This is a genomic window from Streptomyces sp. NPDC052496, from assembly GCF_040679095.1.
Lineage (GTDB): Bacteria > Actinomycetota > Actinomycetes > Streptomycetales > Streptomycetaceae > Streptomyces.
The window spans coordinates 379,191-400,599 of sequence record NZ_JBFAUH010000002.1 but is presented as its reverse complement, the minus strand read 5'-3'; the positions used below and the strand labels follow the sequence as shown (position 1 = coordinate 400,599).

Genomic DNA, 21,409 nt, shown 5'->3' with positions numbered 1-21,409 from the left:
TGTGGTGCGGGGGCGCCGCCCGCTGCGGGCGGGTGGCTCACGGGGCGGCCCCCGCCGGTGCGTCCGGGGCCGCGGCGCGCTGCTCCAGGGCCGCACCCCTCCGTACGACGGGGCGCGCGACCACCGCGAACAGCAGCAGCACACCGGCGCCGGCCGCCACGTACGGGACGTTGACCTGGACCAGCTTGGCGAGCGCGCCGCCCGCCAGCGCGCCCAGCGGGATGGTGCCGGTGCCGATGAGCCGGTAGACGCCGTTGAGCCGGCCGAGCCGGTCGGGCGGGGTGGTGGCCTGGCGGAAGGAGACGGTCAGCGCCTGGTAGACGGCGGCGCCGAGGGCCATGACGGCGAAGCAGGCGGCCGCGACGAGCGCGTGCCGCACCAGGCCGGTGAGCAGCATCGCGACGCCCATCAGCACCATGCCGCCGAGCGCGGCCGGGAAGGTGCCGAACCGGCCGGCCAGCCGCGCGTTGAGCAGCCCGCCGACGATGCCGCCGAGCGCGCCGACGGCCAGGAACACGCCGAAGGCGGCTTCCGGCAGGCCCAGCCACCGTACGACGTAGAGGACTTCGAGCGTTCCGGTGACGCCCATGAAGAAGTTCAGCGCGCCGAGCATGCCCGCGAGCGTGGCCAGCAGCCGGTCGGCGCGGAGCAGCCGCATCCCGTCCAGCAGCATGGTGCGCCGGCGCGGTGCGTCACTCTTCCCCGTGCGGCCGGCGGACGCCCCGGGGTAACGCGGCAGCGTGGCCAGCAGGGCCACGCCCAGCAGGAAGGACACCCCGTCGATCAGGAACGGCAGTCCGGCGCCGGCGACGAAGGCCAGGCTGCCGAGCGGCTGCCCGGCGGAGTCGCGGAAGATCAGCTGGGCCACGTGCAGCCGCCCGTTGGCGGCGGCCAGCCGGCCGGTGTCCACCACCATCGGCAGGTACGACTGGGAGGCGATGACGTGCACCGTCTCGCCCAGCCCGAGCACCACCGCCACCGCGCAGACCACCGGCAGGCTCACCACGCCGGTGACCACCGTCAGCGTGAGGACCAGGACCGCGGCCGCGCGCATCAGGTCGACGCCGATCAGCAGCGCGCGCCGGTCGGCCAGGTCGGCCCAGACGCCGGCCAGCGGCGACAGCAGCAGCGGCAGCCAGTTGGCGACCGTCACCAGGGAGATCAGCAGCGGGTCGGTGGTGAGCGAGAGGGCGAGCAGCGGCAGGGCGGTCAGCCGTACGCCGTCGCCCAGTGCGGAGACCGCGGTGGAGGCCCACAGCCGCGCGAAGGCGCCGCGGCCGGCGCCGGCCGTCATGCCCACGGTTGCCCGGCGGCGTCGCCGGACCACAGGGCGGGGCCGGTCACGGTGAGTGTGGCGGGGGCGGGCTGCCGCTGCGGGACCAGGTGCAGGCGCTGGATGTCCGCCGGGGCCTCCGTGTCCGCCGCGCGGCCGTCCTGGCAGGCGCAGGGCTTGGAGTTGAAGCCCGCGAAGCGGTACGCGACCTCCATGATCCGGTTGCGTTCGGTGCGCCGGAAGTCGGCCTCCAGGTGCACCCCGGCCCGGGCGGCCCGGTCGGCGGTCCAGCGCAGCAGCTGCGTACCGATGCCGAAGTTGACCACCCGGCAGGAGGTGGCGAGCAGCTTCAGCCGCCAGCTGCCCGGCTGTCGCTCCAGCAGGACCACGCCGACCGCGCCGTGCGAACCGAAGCGGTCCTCGACGGTGGTGATCAGCACCTCGTGGTCCGGGTCGGTGAGCAGGACGCGCAGGTCGGCGTCCGAGTAGGGCACGCCGGTGGCGTTCATCTGGCTGGTGCGCAGGGTCAGTTCCTCGACGCGGGCGAGGTCGTCCCGGTCGGCGCGGGCGATGCGCATCCGCATGTCCAGGGAGCGCAGGAAGTCCTCGTCCGGGCCGTTGAACTCGCTCTGCGCGGCCTCGCGCCGGAACTTCTCCTGGTACATGGCCCGGCGGCGGCGGGCGTCGCTGGTGACGGTGGGCGCGAAGTCCGGCAGGTCCGGCAGGCCGGCCGCTTCCGGGGCGTCGTAGCAGCGGACGTCCGGCAGGTGGTACGTCACCTCGGCGCGCTCGGTGTGCTGGTCGTCGATGAAGGCGATGGTGTTCTGCGCGAAGTTCAGCTGCTCGGCGACGGCGCGTACGGCGTCGGACTTGCGGCCCCAGCCGATGTGCGGCAGCACGAAGTACTCGGCGACGCCGAGGCTTTCGAGGCGGGCCCAGGCGTCGTCGTACTCGTTGCGGCTGGCCACCGACTGGAGGATGCCGCGCTCGTCGAGGGCCTGGAGCGTCTTCAGGACGCCGGGCCGCAGGGCCAGTTCGTCGTTCTCCAGCAGGGTGCCCTGCCACAGGGTGTTGTCCAGGTCCCAGACCAGGCACTTCACCGCGGGGAGCGCGTCCGTCCCGGCCGCGTCCGTGGTGGGTGTGGTCTCCGTCGCCGTGCTGCCCGCCATGCCGGTCATACCTCCCAGAGGGTCACGGCCCAGGCCGCGACGGGGCTGTTGTTCAGGACGAGGACGAGGTCGCCGGGCGCCAGTTCGCCGCGGGACAGCAGCCGGTCCAGGTTGAGCACCACGTCCATGGCGCCCGTGTGGCCGTACGCCTGGAGGTGTTCGGCGCACACCGGGTGGACCGGCAGGCCGAGCAGGGTCTCGTAGAACTGGTAGGCCGGTGCGGTGACGTTCTGCATGAGGGTGGCGGCGACCTGCCGCCGTTCCACGCCCGCGTCCTCCAGCACCTCACCGACCAGGCGCTTGAGGTGCTGCTGGCTGTGCAGGGCCAGTTCGAAGCGGTAGCGGTCGGCGGAGCTGACCTCCTCGCGCCACTCGTACCAGGGGGCGTTCTTGTAGTCGACCTGGAGGAGGTCGTGGAACCGGCCGTCGGTGTGCTGGCGGTGGGCGCGCAGGACGGGGCGGCCGCCGCGTACCAGGGTCATGGCGAAGGCGCCGTCGCCGACGACGGTGACCGGGTGGCGCACCCGGTCCAGGGCGACCGGGCGGCTGGCGTGCGTGATCATGACGGACTGCCGGGCCGGGTCGGCGACGAGCAGGTCCCTGGCGAGCGCCCAGGCCGCGCTGGAGCCCGTACAGCCCAGGCCGTCCAGCACGAAGGAGAAGGCCCGGGTGAGCCCGGCCTCGTGGGCGACCTGGCCGGAGCCGGAGCCGAGCAGCACCTCGGGGGCGCGGGCGCCGACCACCACCAGGACGTCCGGGTCCGGGGCCGCCGGGTCCTGCGCGCGCAGGCCGCGTACGGCCTGGGCGGCGAGCGCGGCGGGCGTCGTCCCGTCGGCGAACCGGCCGACCGTGCGGATGCCGCAGTCGCGCGCGAACTCGGCCTCCTCGCGCGGCAGTCCGGCGATCTCGTCCAGCTTCTCGACGGGTACCAGCTCGTCGGGCAGGAGGCAGTGCACGGCCCCCACCCCGACGGCCGTGTCCGTGCTGCTGCCCGTGTCCGTCGTCGTCATCCCCGGCCCGTCCGTACGTGGTCCGCGAGGAGCAGCTGGCTGATCTCCGTGCTGCCCTCGATGATCTCCATGAGTTTGGCGTCGCGGTAGGCCCGCGCCACCGGGTGGCCGTCGCGCGCCCCGCGGGAGGCCAGCACCTGGACGGCCGTGGCGGCGCCCTGGGTGGCTTCCCGGGAGGCGACGTACTTGGCGACGACGGCCTGGGTGCCCAACTCCGGCCGGTTCTCGTCCCAGCAGGCGCTGGCGTGCTCGCAGCAGCGCAGCGCGACCTGTTCGGCGACGGTCAGTTCGGCCAGGTGCCGGGCGACGAGCTGGTGGTCGGCGAGCGGCTTGCCGAACTGTTCCCGGGTGCGCGCGTGCGCCGCCGCGCTGTCCACGCACGCGCGCAGGATGCCCGCGCAGCCCCAGGCGACCGAGAGCCGCCCGTAGGTCAGCGCGGCGGTGGCGAGCAGGGCGACCGGCAGGCCCGCGCCGGACAGCAGGTGGTCCGCCGGTACGCGGACGTCGTCGAGGTGCACGTCGGCGTGGCCGGCGGCCCGGCAGCCCGTCGGGTCCGGCACCCGCTCGACGCGGACGCCCGGCGCGTCGGCCGGTACGACCACCACGGCCGCGCCGGAGCCGTACGTCCCGAAGACCACCAGCAGGCTCGCGTAGGCGGCGCCGGTCACCCAGACCTTCGCGCCGGTGACGCGCACGGTGTCCCCGTCGCGGCGGATCTCCGTGCGCATCGCCGACAGGTCGCTGCCCGCGCCGCTCTCGGAGAACGCGACACCGGCCGTCCCACCCCCGGTGAGCCGGGGCAGGAACGTGCCGCGCTGCACGGCGGTGCCGAAGCGCTGCACGGTCCAGGCGGCCATGCCCTGCGAGGTCATCAACGAGCGCAGGGAGCTGCACAGCGACCCGGCGTGCGCGGTCAGCTCGCCGTTGGCGCGGCTGTCCAGGCCCAGTCCGCCGTGTTCCGTGGCGACCTGCGCGCACAGCAGGCCGCGCCGGGACGCCTCGCGTACCGTCTCCGCGGGGATCCGGCCGGTCAGGTCCCACTCCCCGGCGCGGTCGCCGACGAGCTCGCCCAGCGCGGCGCGGGCGTCCGCGGTCGCCCGTGCCGTCACTGCCCCGCCGCTCCCGCGCCGCGCAGCCGCTGGACCAGCGCGGTGATGGCGGGCACGGTACGGAAGTTGTCCAGGGTCAGGTCGTCGCCCTCGACGGTGACCTGGAACTCCTGCTCGACGTGCTGGAGCAGTTCCAGGGAGAACAGCGAGGAGAACGCGCCGGAGGCGAACAGGTCCTGGTCCACGGCCCAGTCGCCGCCGGTGCGGGAGCTGAGGAACGCCACCAGACGCTGCTGTACGTCCTCGGTGCCGGCCGCCGGGCCGGTCTGGTTGTCGACGGTGGTCATGCGCGCGTTCCTCCGTAGGAGTAGAAGCCGTTGCCGGTCTTGTGGCCGAAGTCGCCGGCCCGCACCTTGTCCAGGAGCAGGTCGCAGGCGAGGTATCCGTCGTCGCCGGTGCGGTCGTGCAGCACCTTGAGGGTGTCGACGATGTTGTCCAGGCCGATCAGGTCCGCGGTGGCCAGCGGCCCCGTACGGTGCCCGAAGCAGCCGGTGAAGACGCGGTCCACGTTCTCGGCGGAGGCGCGGCCCTCGGCGACCAGCCGGGCCGCGTCGTTGATCACCCGCATCAGGATGCGGTTGGAGACGAAGCCGGGGCCGTCGCCGACGACGATGGCCTCCCGGTCCAGGGCGGCCAGCAGCCGGTCCAGCGCGGCCATCGCCGCGTCGCCGGTGCGCGGGCCGCGGATCACCTCGACCGCCCTGATGAGGTAGGGCGGGTTCATGAAGTGGGTGCCGACGACGTCCGCCGGGTGCTGGGTCCAGCCCGCCAGCTCGTCGACCGGTACGGCCGAGGTGTTGGAGGCGATCAGCGTGCCGGGGCGGACCGCCGCCGAGATCGCGCCGAGCGCCTTGACCTTGGCGTCGGTGGTCTCGGTGACCGCCTCGACGACGGCCGCCGCGGTGTCCAGCTGGTCGTAGGAGGTGCTCAGGGTCAGCTCGCCCTCCGGCCCCTTGGGCAGCTTGCCCAGCATCCTGGCGTGCCGCAGCTGCTGGCGGACCCTGCCGAGGGCGCGCTCCAGCTGGTCGTCGGACACGTCGATCAGCAGCACCGGGAGGCCGCGGCCCACGGCGAGCGTGGCCAGCGCGGTGCCCATGACCCCGGCGCCGACGACGGCCAGCCGGCCGTCGCCCCATCCGTCGTCCATCGTCGTCCCGTCCGTCGTCCCGTCGGTGGTCACTGGGTCAGGCGCCTTCCGTCACATCGGTCAACAAGGCCGTGAAGGTGGGGTGTGCGGCGAGGTGGCGCAGGGCCAGCAGGGCCCGTTCACCGTCCAGGCGGGGGTCCAGGCCGCGCTCGCGCAGCCACGGCCCCCACAGCCGGGCTTCCACGTCCACCCGCGGTGTGTCCAGGTCGTGGGTCTCGTACAGGGCCATGGTCGAGAGCACCGGGTCGCCGGTCTCCAGCGCCCGCCGGCCCGCCAGGCGCGCCCACTCCGCGACCGGTACGCCGCGGGTCGGCACGCCCAGCGCGCCCAGTTCGGCGAAGAGCGCGGCGAGGGTGGTGGTCCGTTCGCCGACCATGTGGTAGGCACGGCCCGCCGAGCCGGGTTCCCGGCCGAGCTGGACGACGGCGCGGGCCACCAGGTCGACGGGCGCCACCGGCAGCGGCATGTCGTCGGCCGGGTGGGCGCCGACGGCCAGGCAGGCGGCGACCAGCCGCCAGAGCATGTCGAGGTCGTTGCAGGCGCCGGTGGTGGTGTCGCCGCCGATCAGGCCGGGGCGGAAGACCCGTACCCGCATGCCGTCCCGTTCGGCCTGGTCCAGGAGGCGTTCGCTGACCCACTTGGAGATGCCGTAGCCGCCGGCCTCGGGGTCCAGGGGCTGTTCTCGGCGTTCCAGCAGCCGGCCTTCGGAACCGAGGGCCTGGCCGCAGGCGGCGAGGGTGGAGATGTAGCTGATGTCGGTGATGCCGTGGCGGCGCATCCAGCCGAGCAGGTGGTACGTGGCCAGGGTGTTGGCCGGGCGCAGCACCTCGTACGGCTCGGTGAAGACGACGTGGGCGCCGCAGTGCACGACGTGGCCGGTGCGGCGGGCCAGTTCGCCGTCGCGGTAGGTCTCGCACACCTGGGCGGCGTCGCGCAGGTCGCCGGGGACGATGTGCACCCGCGCCGGGTCGGGTTCGGGGAGCCGGAAGCGGGCGGCGGCCTCGCGCAGGCGCCGGCGGCCGTGCTCCTCGCCGTCGGCGCGGACCAGGCAGTAGACGCGGCTGTCGCGGTAGCCGGGGTCCGTGAGGAGTTCGTGCAGCAGGAAGGCGCCGACGAAGCCGGTGGCGCCGGTGAGCAGCACGTCCGTGCCGGGCGGGGTGGCGCGCGGTGCCAGGGGCGGCAGTTCGAGGGCCAGGTCGGCGTCGATGAGGGCGGCGTCCGGCGCGGCGCCCGCCGCCTCTGCCGGTCCGCCGTCCGTACGGTCCGACGCGCCGCGGATCGCCTCGGCGACGCGGGCGACGGTGGCCTGGCTGCCGCCGGTGCGGTGCAGGTTGAGGAGTGTGCCGTAACGCTCCTGCACTTCCAGGGTCATGCGCAGGCCGAGCAGGGACGTGCCGCCGAGGGAGCCGAAGGTGTCGTGCGGGCCGATGCCTGCGGTGCCGAACAGTTCCTCCCAGAGGGCGATCAGTTCGCCTTCGAGACCGGCGGGCCGGCCGGCGGGCGCGCTCGGCCGGGCGGGCTCCTGGTACGCGGCGCCCGGCACGTCGAACACCGAGTCGTCCAGCGCCGAGCAGCGGCGCCGGGTGAACGGGTACGTGGGCAGCGTGACGCGCCGGCCCGTCCCGTCGTCGAGCGCGCGGGCGTCCACCGGGACGCCGTGCAGCCAGGCGTCCGCGAGGGCCGCGGCGATCCGGTCCCCGGGGTCGGTGCCGTCCTCCGCCGGGACCACGTGCCGGCCGGGGCCGCTCTCCCCCTCGCCGACGACGATCAGGTAGGCATCGGCGGGCAGCGCGGCGGGCACGGTGTCGTACTGCTCGGTACGGCGGCCGAGTGCCGCCAGCAGCGCGGCGCGCAGCTCCTCGGCCCGCTCGCCGGCCGCCGTGACGGCCAGGACGGGGCGGCGCGCCTCGGTACGGACCGTGCGGGCGGCGGGCGGCCGGGGCAGGCGCAGGGCGGCGGCCAGCTTGTCGGGGGCCGCGGTGACCACCCGGCGTTCGGTGAAGTCCTGCCGCCCGACGCGCAGGGTGTGGGCGATGTCCCCCGGCGCGGCGCGGTCCTGGTCGATCTCGTCGGCCAGGCCGCGGGAGAGCGCGTCCAGCTCGGTACGCGTCCGCGCGGAGAGCTGGAGCCGGACGACGGGCCGGGCGGGCGCGGACGGGCGTACCGGCTCCGGCGGCGGGGCGAGGACGACGGAGGCGTTGGCGCCGCCCAGGCCCATCGAGTTCACCAGCACCCGGCGGCCGGCGTCGGTGCACCGCTCCAGCTCGGTGGGGACGCGGAACGGGCTGTCGGCCAGCACGCCGGGATCCCGGGCGTGCTCGAACATCGGGTGCGGTACGAGGTGGCCGGTGCGCACGACGTGAATGGCTTTGATCAGGCCGGCGATGCCGGCGGCCGACCCGGCGTGCCCGATGTTGGCCTTGACCGTGCCGAGCGCGCAGTGGTTGCGGTCGGACGGGCGGGCGCCCGCCGCGCGCAGGCCGTCGATGAGGCCGCGCAGTTCGACCTGGTCGCCCAGGGGCGTGCCGGAGCCGTGTGCCTCGGCGTAGCGCAGGTCGGCCGGGTCGGTGCCGGCCACCGTGAGCGCGGCGGAGACGACCGAGGCCAGGCCGTCCGGGCTGGGGGCGGTGAAGCCGGGCCGGTGGGCGCCGTCGTTGCCGACCGCGCTGCCGCCGATCACCGCGAGGACCGGGTCGCCGTCGGCCAGCGCGTCGGCCAGGCGGCGCAGCACGACGACGCCGATGCCGGAGCCCGCGCCCGTACCGGTGGAGCGGATGTCGAAGGCCCGGCAGAAGCCGTCCTCGGACAGCACGCCGCCGGGCTGGTACCGGTAGCCCACGGACGGGTACGACAGTCCGCTGCCGCCCGCCAGGGCGATGTCGCACTCCTCCGACAGCAGGCTGAGGACCGCGTAGTGCACGGCGGTCAGCGAGGAGGAACAGGCGGTCTGCACGGCCGGCGAGGGGCCGCGCAGGCCGAGCTTGTAGGAGACCCGGGGCGCCATGAAGTCGATGCCGCCGCCCAGTTGGAGCGTCAGGTCGTCGAAGGCGGCCGGTCCTTCCGTACGGGCGCGGGCGTACTGGAGGAGGGTGTTGTACGAGCTGTTGCTCGCCCCGGCGAAGACACCGACCTGCGGTCCGTGCGCACCGTTCGGCAGGTGCCCGGCCCGCTCCAGGCCCTCCCGGCACGCCTCCAGGAAGAGGCGCTGCTGCGGGTCGATCAGCTCGGCCTCGACGGGGGTGTAGCCGAAGAACTCGGCGGCGAACAGCTCCGGGTCCTCGATCCAGCCGGACCGGGTCACGAAGCCCGGCGCGGCGGCCGTCTGTGCGGACACACCGCAGCGGCGCAGGTCCTCGGCGGGGATGTCCCGGAGCGAGACCACGCCCTTGTCGAGGTTGCTCCAGAACTCCTCCGGGGTCGCGGCCTCCGGGAACCGGCAGCCGACGCCCACCACCGCTACGGCGGTCTCGCTGTTCATCGCGCGGCGGACCCTTCCGGCTGCTGCGGGCCGGTGGCGCCCGCGGCGTCCGTACGGCCGCGGCGGGCACTGCCGAGCAGCCGGCCGCGGCCCGCCGGGGCCGCCGGGGCCGGTGCCTCGGGCTCGTACGACGGGTCCAGCAGCCGTGCCTGCGCGCGCACCGTGTCGTGCCGGAACAGCTCGGCGACCTCCAGCTCGCGCCCGGTCTGGTCGGACAGCTCGTCGCTGAGCATCACCAGCAGCATCGAGTTGCCGCCCGCTTCGAAGAAGCCGGTGTCCAGGGGCGCTTCGTCGATGCCCAGCACGTCCTGCCACGCCTGGCGGACGAGCTGGAGCGGGTCAGCGGGTATGGACGCGCTGTCTTCGGGGTTCACCACGGGGGCCTCCGGGAGGGTTTCGGATTCAGACACGCCGCGCCGCCGCGGTGTCGAAGAACGCGCGGGAACGGGCCATCGCCCGGCCGACCTTGTCGTACGCGTTCTCCGGGTCGGCGAACGGGCCGACCTCGACGCCGATCCATCCGGCGCCGACGGCGAGCAGCTGTTCGGTGAAGGCGGCCATGTCCGCGACGCCCTCGCCCGGCACCAGGTGCTCGTGGAAGGTGCCGTTGGAGTCGGAGTAGTCCACGCTGTTGACGCGGCCGGCCAGCCGGCCCACCTCGGACGCGGCCACTCCGGCGACGACCAGGTGCGAGACGTCGACATTGGCCTGGAGGGCCGGGGAGCCGACGTCGTCCAGCAGCCGTACGAGGTCGTCGACGTCGGTGACGAGGGAGGTCTCCATCGGCTCGGGCTTGACGCTGAGCGCGATGCCGCGCGCCTCGGCGTGGTCCGCGAGGCGGCGGACCGAGGCGGCCAGCAGCTGCCACTGGGCCTCCTCGGGCCACATGGCGCGCCAGAACCAGTCGCCGAGAAGCACTTTCATGACCTCGCCGCCGAGTTCCCGGGTGAGATCGATGTGCGCCTCGGCGCGCTGGAGGTGGAATTCCCGTACGGCATCACGGAAATCACTGAGCCCGAAGGCATGACATGCCGTCAGGCTGATCGGCAGGCCCACCGCGTCCGCGTCGTCACGGAATTGCCGCAGCCGTTCCGGCTTCAGTTCCATCGCCTCTTCGACGATGCAGATCCATTCGGCGCCCAGCTCGGCGGCGGCCCGCCACGCGTCCTTGCCCTGGTACGGGGAACCGTAGAACGCCTGGTCCACCAGCAGCCCGAGGCTTACTTGACTGGTCATGGATGGTTCCGCTCCTAGTCGGTGCGCGTCCCGGCAACTGGCCGGAAGGGCTTCGGTCTTCTTCCGCGGAAAGGACCCGGCGCGAGAATTCCGTCGTCCGCAGGGGTGGTCGTGCCGTGACGGGCGCGCCGGACGGGTGCGGGGCGGCGTGTTCCTGCCGCGCCGCGCACCGGCGCGTGTGCCGTCCGCCGCCGTTTCCGGCGCGGCACGGCCCGCTCACGGGGCTGGTCGGCTGTCGGTGTTCCGGTGGGAGAAGTCCGGCCCGGGGTCCGCTACGCGGCGGTGACCGCCGGGCGGTGCGGTGGTGCGGTGCGGCGGCCGGCAGCACACCGGATCGCGCCGTCGAAGCGGGCGGCGGCGCTCGCCACCGCGTCCGCTCTCTCGTTGCTTGCCATCATTTCGCGCCCCCGTCGGCCAACGATCCTGACGACCTGTTCCGGACCGGTCGAACACGGGGATGCTAGCACGCGGTCCGGTGCGCGCCCTATGCCGAAATGTCACCCGATGCCGTTGTGTCCAGCCCTGTAATCGCAGGTCAGCATGGGTAGTTGGACGAAGCGACCGAAAGCGGGAGCGGGCGGCCCGAAGGGGGTGGCGGCGCTGCCCGGGCGGCGTGGACAGCCCGGCGGCGCACGCCCGGCGGACACGGCGCGGCGGCCGTCCGCGCGCGGTCGGCGCCCGCGCGCGGCTCCCGGGAACGGGCGCCGGGCACAGCCCCCTTCGGGACACGGTGAGTTGCTACTGTGAAAACGCGGAGCGGCCGCAGGGGCGACTCCGGCCGACCGGGCCACGGAGCCCAAGGAGCAGGGGGAATCCATGCCGAGCCGCATCATGCTGAGTCCGGCTGACACAGCGACGCTGGACCTCACGGATCCGCGTACGCACGCCGAGTACGACCTGAGCGAGGTCTGGCGCCACCTGCGCAGGACGCAGCCGTTCTACTGGCATCCTTCCGTCGGCGGATCCCCGGGTTTCTGGGTCGTTTCCCGGCACGCCGATGTCTCCGAAATCTACCGGGACGACAAACGGTTCACCTCGGAGAAGGGAAATGTCCTCACCACGCTGCTGATGGGCGGGGATTCCGCGGCGGGCATGATGGCCGCGGTGACGGACGGACCGCGGCACTCCGACATCCGCAAGATTCTGCTCAAGGCGTTCTCGCCGCGCGCGCTGGAAGGCGTGGTGGACCATATCGAGCAGTCCACCCGCGCGCTGCTCCGCGCGGCGGTCGCCCGCGAGGAATGCGACTTCGCCCGGGACGTGGCGGCCGACATCCCGCTCACCGCCATCTGCGACCTGATGGGCGTGCCCGAGGCGGACCGCGCCAAGGTGCTGGAACTGACCGCGACGGCGCTCGGCAACGACGGCGCCGCCCAGTCACCCGCCGCCGCGTGGCAGGCCCGCAACGACATCCTGGCGTACTTCGGCACCCTGGCCGAGGAGCGCCGCAAGAACCCGGGCAGCGACGCGATCAGCGTGCTGGCCACCGGTCTCGTCGAGGGCCGGCCGCTGACCATGGACGAGATCGTGGTCAACTGCTACAGCCTGATCATCGGCGGTGACGAGACCAGCCGGATGTCGATGACCGGCGGGGTGCTCGCGCTCGTCGAACACCCCGCGCAGTGGCAGGCGCTGAAGAGCGGCGAGGTGGACATCCCCACCGCCGTCGACGAGATCCTGCGCTGGACGACGCCCGCGCTGCACTTCGGCCGTACGGCGCTGGAGGACGTCCCGGTCGGCGGGCAGGGGCAGGTGATCAGGGCCGGCGACGTCGTCACGCTGTGGAACGACTCGGCCAACATGGACGAGGAGGTCTTCGAGGCCCCGGAGCGGTTCCTGCTCGGCCGCACCCCCAACAAGCACCTGTCCTTCGGGTACGGCCCGCACTTCTGCCTCGGCGCCTACCTGGGCCGGGCGGAGATCGCCGCCATGCTGACCGGGCTGCGCGAGACCGTCGCCTCGGTGGAACTGCGCGGCGACATCCGCCGCAACTACTCCAACCTGCTGAGCGGCGTCACCAGCCTCCCGGTCGCCCTGCGGCCGGAATGAGACCGCGACCGGGTGCCCGGCCTTCCGGCCGGGCACCCGGTCGCCGAAGTGTGCTCCGCCCGCCCGGCGCACTGCCGGGGCAGGGACGGGAAGGCCCGGCTCAGCCGTCGAGGCGGACCGGCAGCGACTCGATCCCGTACACGATCGACAGCTTGCGGAACGCCAGCTCCTCGGGCCGCACCGCGAGCCGCATGGCGGGGAACCGCCGCACCAGCGCGGGGTAGGCGGCGCGCAGCTCCATCTTGGCCAGCTCGGCGCCGACGCAGCGGTGGATGCCGTAGCCGAACGCGAGGTGCGAGGGCACGTTGCGGGACGGGTCGAAGCGCTCCATGTCGGGTCCGAGCTTGCCGTCCCGGTCGGCGCCGCTCAGCGAGCACAGCACCACGTCCCCCTTGGAGATCGGCACGCCGGCGATCTCCAGGTCCTCCCGGGCGAACCGGGGGAAGGCCACCTGGACGACGGTGAGGTAGCGCAGCAGCTCCTCCACGTAACGCTCGGCCGCCTCGTCGTCGTCCTTGAGGGCCGCGAAGTGCGAGGGGTCCTGGAGCAGCACCAGGGCGCCCAGCGCCAGCATGCTCGCGGTCGTCTCGAAGCCGCCGGTCAGTACGCCGTCGGCCAGGCCCGCCAGCTCCTCGTCGCTGACCGAGTCGCCGTGCTCCTTGACGATCATGCCGAGCAGTCCGTCGCCCGGGTTCTGGCGCTGCTTCTTGACCACCTCACGGAAATACTGGAGCGATTCCGATATGGCGCCGAAGGACGCGTTGGCGCCGCTGAAAAGGTCGAAGCGGGCGGCGCTCAGCCGCTCGAAGTCGGCGCGGTCCTCGTAGGGCACCCCGAGGAGTTCGCAGATGACCAGCGACGGAATGGGCAGGGCGAAGTGCTCCACGATGTCGACCGGGTCGCCGGAGCAGCCGGCCTTCTCCATGGCGTCCAGCCGCTCCTCCACGATCTCGTGGATGCGGGGCGTGAGCCGGCTGAGGCGGCGCATGGTGAATTCGGGGGTCAGCAGCCGGCGCAGCCGGGTGTGCACCGGCGGGTCGGCGAAACCGAGGCCGCCGGGGTTCTGGTCGGTGCTGGCGCCGGCCTGTCCGATGAGGTTGGTGAAGTCGGAGCTGAAGGCGGTGCCCTTGCCCAGGACGGCCTTGACCTCGTCGTAACCGGTGACCAGCCACACATTGGCGGCTATCGGCACCGGCAGCTTGCTGATGGGCTCCTTCTCCCGCACCGCCGCCAGCTCGCCCACCGGGTCCAGTCCGTCCCGCCGCAGCGGCATCAGCACGGACTCGGGCAGGAAAGACATCCGCGACAGGTCGAAGCCCTTCTTGCGGGTCCTTGCCATATACAGGCGCCCGGCCCAGGCGATGATCCGGGAACGGAGAGTCGTCATGACGCTAATACTGCCTTTCGTCGAGGGGGACGGTCACCCGCCCTCGGCGGGCCCCGGTGAGGGCTGCCGAACGCCGGGACATCCGCTCGGCGTTCGCGGATGTGACGTGCGCCATGAACCGGTCGGCCGCATCCAGCGTGACGAGCTCAGCCTTGTACATATGTGTGCGCGTGGTCTGAGGGCGAGTTTACAAACTGCCATTGCGCGCAATCACGGAACAACCCCTGTTCGCCCCCTAGGGGCTCCCCCGGAGGCCGCCGGAGCGGGGCCCCGCCCGCACCGGCCGGACCCGCCCGCGGGCCGGTCGGCGACCGTGGCGCGAGGCGCCGCCGGAGCGCTGGGAGCGGTGGACGTCATGGGCGAAAGCCAACCGTACGCGGGGGTATGCGGCCCACCGGTTCCGTCATGGGCGAACGAGGCAACCCGTGCGCCGCGTATCGCGTCCGCCCCGCCCGAGCACCACCCGGCCCGCCCGTCCGGGACGCCGCCCGGCACCATCCGGCACTGCCCGGCACCCCCCGGCACCGGCGATCCGTGCCCGCCCGGCCCCGCGATCGTGCCCGCCCGGCCCTCCGGGCGGAGCGGCGCCCGGCCCGTTCGCCCGGCCGCCGTACCCGTGGGCCCCTTGCGCCCCGCCCGCGCCCGCGCCCCGTACGCCCGCACCCCCCTGCTCCGCCCGGCCGCCGACCGCCGGCCGGCGCCCACCACACTCCCCACCCACCAGCCCGACATAAAGGACATATGCCTCAACGCTTGCTACGTTGCCTGTCATGACCGCAACCACGGCGGACGCTCCCCCGCCGGGCCTGAGGACGCCCCGGCGCCGGGGCACCGAGCTGGCCCTGCTCGCCGGCGCCGTCCTCATCAGCGTCTGCGGGTACATCGACGTCGGGCTCGCCCGGCAGCACGCCGTCCCGGGCGACGCGGCGAGCTACGGGGCGGGCCTGGCCGCCCTGGCCCTCCTCGGACACCTCGCCGTCAGATTCCGTGCCCCCTACGCCGACCCCCTGCTGCTGCCCATCGCCATCCTCCTGAACGGGCTCGGACTGCTGCTGATCTTCCGGCTCGACCTGGAGACGCCCGAGAACCGGGCGGCACCCACCCAGCTGGTCTGGTCCGCCCTGGGGGTGGCCCTGTTCGCCGCGGCCGTCCTGCTGCTGCGTGACCACCGCACCCTCCAGCGCTACGCCTACGTGTCGGTCGCCGCCGGCCTCGTCCTGATGGTCGTGCCGATCGCCTTCCCCGCCGTGAACGGCGCCAAGATCTGGATCAGGGTGGCGGGCTTCTCCTTCCAGCCCGGCGAATTCGCGAAGATCCTCCTCACGGTCTTCTTCGCCGCGTATCTGGCGGCCAACCGCAACGCCCTCGCCTTCACAGGCAGGCGGATGTGGAAGTTCCAGTTCCCCACCGGCCGGGTGCTCGGCCCGGTCGTCGCCGTCTGGCTGGTCAGCGTCGGCGTCCTGGTCCTCGAACGCGACCTGGGCACCTCGCTGCTCTTCTTCGGCGTCTTCGTCGTCCTGCTGTACGTGGCCACCGGCCGTACCGGCTGGATCGCGGTGGGCCTGCTGCTCGCCGCCGCCGGCGCCGCCGCCGTCGGCGTCCTCGAACCGCATGTGCACAACCGGGTCGCGGACTGGCTGCACCCGTTCGCGAGCATCACGGCGGGCCGGGGCGCCGGCCAGCTCGCCCAGTCACTGTTCGCCTTCGCCGCCGGCGGCCTGCTCGGCACCGGCCTGGGCGAGGGCCACTCCGCCCTCATCGGCTTCGCCATGAAATCGGACTTCATCCTGGCCACCTACGGCGAGGAACTGGGCCTGACCGGCCTCACCGTGCTCTTCCTCCTGTACGCCCTCCTGGTCGCCCGCGGCTACCGGGCGGGCCTGGCGCTGCGCGACCCGTTCGGCCGGCTGCTGGCCGTGGGCCTGGCCTCCCTGCTGGCCGTCCAGGTCTTCGTCATCGCGGGCGGGGTGATGGGCCTGATCCCGCTGACCGGCATGGCGATGCCGTTCCTCGCCCAGGGCGGTTCGTCCGTGGTGACCAACTGGGTGATCGTCGCGCTGCTCGTCCGGGTCAGCGACAGCGCCCGCCGACCCCACCCGGACGCCACGGATACCGGGGTGATCGCGGCGGCGGGCCCGGGCGGCGCCCGGTCGGGAGCCTCGGCGTTCCCGTCCGCGGAGGACGACCTCCCGTACGGGTACGGGTACGGGAACCCCGGTGCGGCGAGCCCCGGCGGCGCTCCCGGAGAGGCCGACACCCTGGGCACCCCCGCCGCCTCCGCCGACCGCGACGACCAGGGCAGCGACCGGTGAACCGCTACATCCGCCGCGCCAGCGTCTTCTGCCTGGTGCTGCTCGTCGCGCTGCTCCTGAACGCCGCCCGCGTCCAGGTCTTCGAGGCCGACGGATACACCGGCAACCCCGCCAACCGGCGCACCGTCCTGACCCGTTACAGCCAGCCACGCGGTGACATCCTCGTCAACGGCGAGCCGGTCACCGGCTCCCGGGACAGCGGCGGGCAGCTGCGGTTCGAGCGGACGTACGCCGAGGGACCGCTGTACGCGCCCGTCACCGGCTACGCCTCCCAGCTCTACGGCGCCACGCTGCTGGAGAACGCCGAGGACGACGTGCTGTCCGGCACCGACCCCCGGCTCGCCCCGTTCCCGCTGTGGACGGACATCAGCCGCGAGCAGCAGCCGGGCGGTGACGTGGTCACCACGGTCGACGCGGCGGTGCAGCAGGCCGCGTACCAGGAGCTCAGCGGCAGGAAGGGCGCGGTGGCCGCCGTACAGCCGCGGACCGGCAGGATCCTCGCGCTGGTCAGCACCCCGTCGTACGACCCGGGGGCCCTCGCCGGCACCGGACGGTCGGTGACGGACACCTGGAACCGGCTCAACGGGAGCGGCAGCCGGCCGATGATCAACCGGGCCCTGAAGCAGACCTACCCGCCGGGCTCCACCTTCAAGGTCGTCACCGCCGCGGCGGCGCTGGACCACCACAAGGTCAACGGCGTCGACGCGGCCACCGGCACCCCGGACCCGTACATCCTTCCGGGGACGTCCACCCGGCTCACCAACGAGGCGGGCGGCTGCGCCGACGCGTCGCTGCGGTACGCCTTCGAGGTCTCCTGCAACACCGTCTTCGCCCGCCTGGGCGTGGCCGTCGGCCTGTCCGGCATGGCCCGGACCGCGGCGGCCTTCGGCTTCAACGACGAGGATCTGCGCGTTCCCTCCACCGCCGCCCGCAGCGTCTTCGACACCGACATGGACCAGGCGCAGCTGGCCCTCTCGGCCATCGGCCAGTACGACACCACGGCCACGCCGCTCCAGATGGCGATGGTCGCCGCGGCCGTGGCCAACGACGGCGAGGTCAAATCCCCCTATCTGGTGGACAGGGTGACCGACGCGCACGGCAGGACGGTCGCCACCACCCGGCAGAAGACCCTGCACCGGGCCATGAGCCGCGGCACCGCGCGCGCCCTCCAGGAGCTGATGACCGGCGTGGTCACCCGGGGTACCGGCACCGGAGCCGCGATCGACGGCGCCACCGTCGGCGGCAAGACCGGCACCGCGCAGCACGGGGTGGACAACAAGGGCACGCCGTACGCCTGGTTCGTCTCCTGGGCGCGGAAGGACGGCGCGGCCGACCCGGCGGTGGCCGTGGCGGTGGTCGTCGAGGACGCCGCCGCCGACCGTGCGGACATCAGCGGCGGCGGCAGCGCGGCCCCCGTCGCCCGCGCGGTGATGCAGGCCGCGCTACGGTGACGGACGGGGGCCGGGCCAGGAGGCACCGGCATGGAGCACAGGGGGACGCGTGGGACAGCCGGAGGACGGAACCCGGGGCGGCGACCGGGCGCTGCTGACCCTCGCCGAGGTCGAGGCGCTGGCCCGCCGGGCCCACCAGGGGCAGACGGACAAGGCGGGACGCCCCTACGCGGAGCACCTCGCGGCGGTCGCCGAGGGGGTACGGGCCCGCGGCGGCAGCGACGAACAGATCGCCGCCGCCTGGCTGCACGACGCCGTCGAGGACGGCGCTCTGCCGGCGGCCTGGCTGGACGGCGCCGCGCTCCCCGCGTCCACCAAGGCGATGGTCCGCGCGGTGAGCAAGCGTCCGGGCGAGCCGGTCGAGACGTACGCGGCGCGCATCCTGGCCACGCCGGGCGCGCTGCTGATCAAGGAAGCGGATCTGGCGCACAACACGGACCCGGCACGGCTCGCGGTGCTGGACGCGGCGACGCGGGAGCGGCTGGCCGTGAAGTACGCCCGGGTGCGCGGGCTGCTGGGGCTGGCGTAGGGCGCGGCCGGCGCTCTCCGACGCGCGCCCCGGAGCCGGCGCCGGGCACCGTCGCCCCGCTCCGGTCCACACCCCGGACACCGCCCCCGTAAAGCTGCCCCGTACAGCTAATCTGCCCGCCATGACGACCTCGGAGCCCTCGGAACCCACCGCCCCCTCGGCCCCCGGAAGCCGCGTGGTCGCGGCCCTCCACGACGCGGGCGTCCGCCGTTTCGCCACCGGCCAGGTCATCCTCGACAGCATCGGCTGGACCGTACGCACCGGTGAGCACTGGGCCCTGCTCGGCGCCAACGGCGCGGGCAAGACGACCGTCCTGCGGCTGGCCGGCGCGCTGATGTTCCCGACGACCGGCACGGTCGAAGTGCTCGGGCACCGCCTCGGCACCGTCGACGTACGCGAACTGCGCGCCGCGATCGGCCTGGTCTCCAGCGCGCAGAAGGTGCCCCAGGACGCGACCGGCCACACGGTCGTCCTGACCGGGGCGACCGGCACCGTGCAGCCGCTGTGGGGGAAGTACGACGACGCCACCCGCGAGCGCGCGCACGAGCTGCTGGCCGAGCTGGAGTGCAAGGACCTGGCGGACCGGCCGTACGGCGTGTGCTCCGGCGGTCAGCGGGCCCGCCTCCTCATCGCCCGCGCGCTGATGGCCGATCCGTCGCTGCTCCTCCTGGACGAGCCGTTCAACGCGCTCGACCTGCCGTCCAGGGAGGACCTGATCGACACCATGTACCGGCTGGCCGAGAGCCGCCCCGGCCTGTCGACGGTCACCGTCACCCACCACCTGGAGGAACTGTCCCCCGCCATCGGCCACGCGCTGCTGCTGCGCGAGGGCCGCGTACAGGCGCTGGGCCCGGTGGCGGACGTCCTGACCGGCGAGCGCATGACGTCGTGCTTCGGCCGGCCCATCGAGGTGTCCCGTCACGACGGCCGCTGGCTCGCGCGCTCGGGGCGCCGCTGACGGACGGCCGGGGCACGCGGGCCGGGGCCCGCGTCAGTCCGCGTCCTCGGCCCCCAGCGCTATCGCCTCCGTCACTTCCCCCACCCGTTCGCGCTCCTCCGCCGCGAAGCGTTCCGCGTCGAGCTGTTCGGCCAGTTCCTCGTCCTGGGCCATCAGCTGGTCCAGGTTGGAGTCGCCGAGGTCGAAGACGCCCATGTCCACGTACGCGCGCTGCAGGCGCTCGCCCCACAGGCCGATGTCCTTCACGCAGGGGACGATGCGGCTGAAGAGCAGTTTGCGGAAGAGGTGGAGGAATTCGGAGTTCTCGGTCATCTCGGCGGCTTCCTGCCGGGGGACGCCGAAGTTCTCCAGGACCTCCAGGCCGCGCAGCCGGTCGCGCATCAGGTAGCAGCCCTCGATGACGAATTCCTCGCGTTCGCGCCGTTCGGCGTCGGAGAGCTGTGTGTAGTAGTCGCGCAGCGCCAGCCGCCCGAAGGCGACGTGCCGGGCCTCGTCCTGCATGACGTAGGTCAGGATCTGCCGGGGCAGCGGCTGGGTGGTGGTGTCGCGGATCATGCCGAAGGCGGCCAGTGCCAGCCCCTCGATCAGGACCTGCATCCCCAGGTAGGGCATGTCCCAGCGGGAGTCTCTGAGGGTGTCCCCGAGCAGCGACCGGAGGCTGTCGTTGACCGGGTAGAGCATTCCGATCTTGTCCTTGAGGAACCGGCTGTAGATCTCGGCGTGCCGGGCCTCGTCCATGGTCTGGGTCGCCGAGTATAACTTCGCGTCGAGGTCGGGGACGGTCTCCACGATCCGCGCCGCGCACACCATCGCCCCCTGCTCACCGTGCAGGAACTGGCTGAACTGCCAGGACGCGTAGTGCTGCCGCAGTTCGCCGCGCTCCTTGTCCGACATCCGGTCCCAGTAGGGCGTGCCGTACAGGGAGACCGACTCGTCGGGGGTGCCGAGCGGGTCGTACGGATCCACCTCCTGCGCCCAGTCGATGCGCAGGTTCGCGTCCCACTGCTTGTCCTTGCCCTTCTGGTAGAGGACCAGCAGCCGTTCCCTGCCGTCGTCGTACTCCCAGCTGAAGCGGGCCGGGCTGCCCGCCGGCACGGTCCACGCGTACCCGCCCGGGTCCTGTGTGTACAGCTCGCGGCTCGACACCTGCGCCTCCTCGCTTCGCGTCCGACCCCCGTACCGGAGACGGTCGTTGGCAGGCTCACACGGACTTACCGGCGGGTCAACAATTCGCGCGCGGGGGATTGACGGGCTTGCTGACAAGCAGTCTCATAAGACGGTGACCGCGGGTAACCCACGAGCGAGGTAGCCACAGCCATGACAACCGTGACGACAGCGACGACCGTGACGGAGCCGGAGATCCTCCGGGACGCCCTCGGGCTGCTCAAGGACCGCGAGCAGGTGGCGGAACGACTGCTCGACTCCTCCGCGAAGCACTCCTTCGACCCGGACACCGAACTCGACTGGGACGCGCCCCTGGAAGAGGGCAAGTGGTTCTGGCCGCCGGAGCTGGTGTCCCTCTACGACACCCCGATGTGGAAGAAGATGTCCGAGGAGCAGCGGATGGAGCTGTCCCGGCACGAGGCCGCCTCCCTGGCCTCACTGGGCATCTGGTTCGAGATCATCCTGATGCAGCTGCTGGTACGGCACATCTACGACAAGTCCGTCACCAGCGCGCACGTCCGCTACGCGCTGACCGAGATAGCCGACGAGTGCCGGCACTCGAAGATGTTCGCGCGCATGATCCAGAAGGGCGAGGCGCCCGCGTACCCCGTCTCGCGCCTCAACCACAACCTGGCGCGCATCCTCAAGACGGTGTCCACCACGCCCGGTTCGTTCGCCTGCACGCTGCTCGGCGAGGAGATCCTGGACTGGATGCAGCGGCTGACCTTCCCGGACGAGCGGGTCCAGACGATCGTGCGCGGCGTCACCCGCATCCACGTCGTCGAGGAGGCCCGGCACGTCCGGTACGCGCGTGAGGAACTGCGCCGCCAGATGGTCACCGCGCCGCGCTGGGAGCAGGAACTGACCCGGCTCAGCTGCGGGGAGGCGGCCCGCGTCTTCTCCATCGCCTTCGTCAACCCGCAGGTCTACACGAACGTCGGCCTGGACCGGCGGGAGGCGGTCGCCCAGGTCAAGGCCAGCGGCCACCGCCGCGAGGTGATGCAGTCCGGCGCGGGGCGGCTGACGGACTTCCTGGACGACATCGGCGTCCTGCGCGGCGTGGGCCGCAAGCTCTGGAAGAGCTCGGGGCTGCTGGCGTAGCGGGCGGAACGCGCGGGCGGCAGCGGGCGGGCGGGG

Annotated in this window: 18 protein-coding genes; 6 read left to right on the top strand and 12 right to left on the bottom strand. The window is 73.3% G+C overall.

Features of this window, described 5'->3' with window-relative positions:
* Positions 1-37: 37 nt before the first annotated feature.
* The 10 genes from AB0L45_RS05240 to AB0L45_RS05195 form a co-directional block, all read right to left on the bottom strand.
* The gene (locus AB0L45_RS05240) at positions 38-1,294 is read right to left on the bottom strand and encodes an MFS transporter (RefSeq protein ID WP_365836268.1); all 1,257 of its coding nucleotides are present in this window, start codon (positions 1,292-1,294) and stop codon (positions 38-40) included.
* The gene (locus AB0L45_RS05235; protein ID WP_365836266.1) at positions 1,291-2,451 is read right to left on the bottom strand and encodes an HAD-IIIC family phosphatase; all 1,161 of its coding nucleotides are present in this window, start codon (positions 2,449-2,451) and stop codon (positions 1,291-1,293) included. Before AB0L45_RS05235 ends, AB0L45_RS05240 begins: the two co-directional genes overlap by 4 nt.
* Positions 2,448-3,452 carry a 3-oxoacyl-[acyl-carrier-protein] synthase III C-terminal domain-containing protein gene (locus AB0L45_RS05230; protein ID WP_365836264.1) on the bottom strand — a complete coding sequence of 335 codons (1,005 nt, stop codon included), beginning with the start codon at positions 3,450-3,452 and terminating at the stop codon, positions 2,448-2,450. Before AB0L45_RS05230 ends, AB0L45_RS05235 begins: the two co-directional genes overlap by 4 nt.
* A complete protein-coding gene (locus tag AB0L45_RS05225) occupies positions 3,449-4,561 on the bottom strand; it encodes an acyl-CoA dehydrogenase family protein (protein WP_365836262.1) in 1,113 nt (370 codons plus the stop codon). The genes AB0L45_RS05230 and AB0L45_RS05225 overlap by 4 nt, the downstream gene beginning before the upstream one ends.
* A complete protein-coding gene (locus tag AB0L45_RS05220; protein WP_365836260.1) occupies positions 4,558-4,848 on the bottom strand; it encodes an acyl carrier protein in 291 nt (96 codons plus the stop codon). The genes AB0L45_RS05225 and AB0L45_RS05220 overlap by 4 nt, the downstream gene beginning before the upstream one ends.
* Positions 4,845-5,708 carry a 3-hydroxyacyl-CoA dehydrogenase family protein gene (locus AB0L45_RS05215; protein WP_365836381.1) on the bottom strand — a complete coding sequence of 288 codons (864 nt, stop codon included), beginning with the start codon at positions 5,706-5,708 and terminating at the stop codon, positions 4,845-4,847. The genes AB0L45_RS05220 and AB0L45_RS05215 overlap by 4 nt, the downstream gene beginning before the upstream one ends.
* Before the next feature lie 37 nt (positions 5,709-5,745).
* The gene (locus AB0L45_RS05210) at positions 5,746-9,186 is read right to left on the bottom strand and encodes a thioester reductase domain-containing protein (protein ID WP_365836258.1); all 3,441 of its coding nucleotides are present in this window, start codon (positions 9,184-9,186) and stop codon (positions 5,746-5,748) included.
* Positions 9,183-9,563, bottom strand: a complete 381-nt coding sequence (locus AB0L45_RS05205) for an acyl carrier protein (RefSeq protein WP_365836256.1) — start codon at positions 9,561-9,563, stop codon at positions 9,183-9,185. The genes AB0L45_RS05210 and AB0L45_RS05205 overlap by 4 nt, the downstream gene beginning before the upstream one ends.
* A 25-nt stretch (positions 9,564-9,588) precedes the next feature.
* Complete coding sequence (locus tag AB0L45_RS05200; RefSeq protein ID WP_365836254.1) at positions 9,589-10,422, bottom strand: sugar phosphate isomerase/epimerase family protein; 834 nt, start codon at positions 10,420-10,422, stop codon at positions 9,589-9,591.
* Positions 10,423-10,694: 272 nt separating this feature from the next.
* A complete protein-coding gene (locus AB0L45_RS05195) occupies positions 10,695-10,817 on the bottom strand; it encodes a hypothetical protein (protein ID WP_365836252.1) in 123 nt (40 codons plus the stop codon).
* 421 nt (positions 10,818-11,238) lie between these two features.
* Between AB0L45_RS05195 and AB0L45_RS05190 the strand changes: the two genes are divergently transcribed.
* Complete coding sequence (locus AB0L45_RS05190) at positions 11,239-12,471, top strand: cytochrome P450 (protein WP_365836250.1); 1,233 nt, start codon at positions 11,239-11,241, stop codon at positions 12,469-12,471.
* 100 nt (positions 12,472-12,571) lie between these two features.
* Here the strand turns inward: AB0L45_RS05190 and AB0L45_RS05185 are convergent, their stop codons facing one another.
* Entirely contained in the window at positions 12,572-13,810 is a 1,239-nt protein-coding gene (locus AB0L45_RS05185; RefSeq protein WP_365836379.1) for a cytochrome P450, read from the bottom strand.
* A gap of 818 nt (positions 13,811-14,628) precedes the next feature.
* Here AB0L45_RS05185 and AB0L45_RS05180 point away from each other — a divergent pair.
* The 4 genes from AB0L45_RS05180 to AB0L45_RS05165 all read left to right on the top strand — a co-directional run bounded on the left by AB0L45_RS05180 (position 14,629) and on the right by AB0L45_RS05165 (position 19,108).
* Positions 14,629-16,170 (top strand): FtsW/RodA/SpoVE family cell cycle protein, encoded by a 1,542-nt coding sequence (locus AB0L45_RS05180; protein WP_365836248.1) that lies wholly within the window; start codon positions 14,629-14,631, stop codon positions 16,168-16,170.
* The gene (locus tag AB0L45_RS05175) at positions 16,167-17,621 is read left to right on the top strand and encodes a penicillin-binding transpeptidase domain-containing protein (protein WP_365836246.1); all 1,455 of its coding nucleotides are present in this window, start codon (positions 16,167-16,169) and stop codon (positions 17,619-17,621) included. Before AB0L45_RS05180 ends, AB0L45_RS05175 begins: the two co-directional genes overlap by 4 nt.
* A 49-nt stretch (positions 17,622-17,670) precedes the next feature.
* On the top strand, positions 17,671-18,150 hold the full coding sequence (locus AB0L45_RS05170) for an HD domain-containing protein (RefSeq protein ID WP_365836244.1): 480 nt from the start codon (positions 17,671-17,673) through the stop codon (positions 18,148-18,150).
* A gap of 121 nt (positions 18,151-18,271) precedes the next feature.
* A complete protein-coding gene (locus AB0L45_RS05165) occupies positions 18,272-19,108 on the top strand; it encodes an ATP-binding cassette domain-containing protein (protein ID WP_365836242.1) in 837 nt (278 codons plus the stop codon).
* A 33-nt stretch (positions 19,109-19,141) separates the two neighbouring features.
* Here the strand turns inward: AB0L45_RS05165 and AB0L45_RS05160 are convergent, their stop codons facing one another.
* Complete coding sequence (locus tag AB0L45_RS05160) at positions 19,142-20,254, bottom strand: ferritin-like domain-containing protein (protein ID WP_365836240.1); 1,113 nt, start codon at positions 20,252-20,254, stop codon at positions 19,142-19,144.
* Between the two features lie 171 nt (positions 20,255-20,425).
* On the opposite strand from AB0L45_RS05160, the gene AB0L45_RS05155 reads away from it, so the two are divergent.
* Entirely contained in the window at positions 20,426-21,373 is a 948-nt protein-coding gene (locus tag AB0L45_RS05155; RefSeq protein WP_365836238.1) for a diiron oxygenase, read from the top strand.
* Positions 21,374-21,409 lie beyond the last annotated feature (36 nt).

What these genes read in the sequence shown, in the direction of transcription:
- AB0L45_RS05165 (WP_365836242.1), top strand. Translation starts at nt 18,272, where the DNA reads ATGACGACCTCGGAGCCCTCGGAACCCACCGCCCCCTCGGCCCCCGGA.
- AB0L45_RS05215 (WP_365836381.1), bottom strand. Translation starts at nt 5,708, where the DNA reads ATGGACGACGGATGGGGCGACGGCCGGCTGGCCGTCGTCGGCGCCGGG.
- AB0L45_RS05185 (WP_365836379.1), bottom strand. Translation starts at nt 13,810, where the DNA reads ATGGCAAGGACCCGCAAGAAGGGCTTCGACCTGTCGCGGATGTCTTTC.
- AB0L45_RS05230 (WP_365836264.1), bottom strand. Translation starts at nt 3,452, where the DNA reads ATGACGACGACGGACACGGGCAGCAGCACGGACACGGCCGTCGGGGTG.
- AB0L45_RS05200 (WP_365836254.1), bottom strand. Translation starts at nt 10,422, where the DNA reads ATGACCAGTCAAGTAAGCCTCGGGCTGCTGGTGGACCAGGCGTTCTAC.
- AB0L45_RS05190 (WP_365836250.1), top strand. Translation starts at nt 11,239, where the DNA reads ATGCCGAGCCGCATCATGCTGAGTCCGGCTGACACAGCGACGCTGGAC.
- AB0L45_RS05180 (WP_365836248.1), top strand. Translation starts at nt 14,629, where the DNA reads ATGACCGCAACCACGGCGGACGCTCCCCCGCCGGGCCTGAGGACGCCC.
- AB0L45_RS05220 (WP_365836260.1), bottom strand. Translation starts at nt 4,848, where the DNA reads ATGACCACCGTCGACAACCAGACCGGCCCGGCGGCCGGCACCGAGGAC.
- AB0L45_RS05210 (WP_365836258.1), bottom strand. Translation starts at nt 9,186, where the DNA reads ATGAACAGCGAGACCGCCGTAGCGGTGGTGGGCGTCGGCTGCCGGTTC.
- AB0L45_RS05235 (WP_365836266.1), bottom strand. Translation starts at nt 2,451, where the DNA reads ATGACCGGCATGGCGGGCAGCACGGCGACGGAGACCACACCCACCACG.
- AB0L45_RS05195 (WP_365836252.1), bottom strand. Translation starts at nt 10,817, where the DNA reads ATGGCAAGCAACGAGAGAGCGGACGCGGTGGCGAGCGCCGCCGCCCGC.
- AB0L45_RS05240 (WP_365836268.1), bottom strand. Translation starts at nt 1,294, where the DNA reads ATGACGGCCGGCGCCGGCCGCGGCGCCTTCGCGCGGCTGTGGGCCTCC.
- AB0L45_RS05155 (WP_365836238.1), top strand. Translation starts at nt 20,426, where the DNA reads ATGACAACCGTGACGACAGCGACGACCGTGACGGAGCCGGAGATCCTC.